This window comes from Pseudomonas sp. MT92, assembly GCF_058792515.1.
This window is the reverse complement of sequence record NZ_JBXAFA010000054.1, coordinates 1-650: the sequence shown is the minus strand read 5'-3', so window position 1 is coordinate 650 and position 650 is coordinate 1. Positions and strand designations below refer to the sequence as shown.

General features: G+C 59.5%; 1 protein-coding gene. It reads left to right on the top strand.

Annotated elements, in window-relative coordinates:
• Window positions 1-650: hypothetical protein (locus AC1Q6D_RS33150; protein ID WP_492618506.1), on the top strand; the 650-nt coding region annotated here is incomplete at both ends.

Below are 650 nucleotides of genomic sequence, written 5' to 3'. Positions count from 1 at the left end.
TGCACGGCGAGGCTATAGGCCAGCGTGGCATTGATCATCTGGTCAATCGGGCGGAGATGGAAGCATCCGTCCGCCGGCAGCAAACGCTGCTCAGCCACTGGCACAAGCGTCTGCAGGTCATTCGCGAAGACCGCTTGAACATGATCGTCGCCGGCCATTTTCACCGTGCCGCCTGGTATTACGACTTCCGCAACGATGCCCAGATCCGCCATCGCCTGGAAACCGAATTCGTCTGCGTGGCGGCCCTGTGCGGGAACCGCGAAGCCACCGAAAAACTGGCCGCCTACCTGCAAAGCAACCTGCTCACCGTCGTGCCGGGGCTGGACACCCTGACCCAGGTCGATCAGCTCGACGTGAGCAAGAAACTCATGGACCTGAGCAGTTTCTCGATCACCCTCGGCACGGCGCCGGAAAACCTTGCCAACGTGCAGGTGCTGAGCAATCAGTTCAGAAGCCTGATGAACGAGCGGTTGCCGAATTTTGAGGACCTGAATACGCGATTCAGGGGGCTGCAGAGTTTGTTGGATGGGGCCTACATGCCAGCGCATCAATTGATCGCAGCGGATCAGTTGGAGCGGGCACACACGGAATTCAAGCGACATCAGCCAATCGACCCCAACAGCTTCATTCGTGACCTGGGCGCGCCGGCA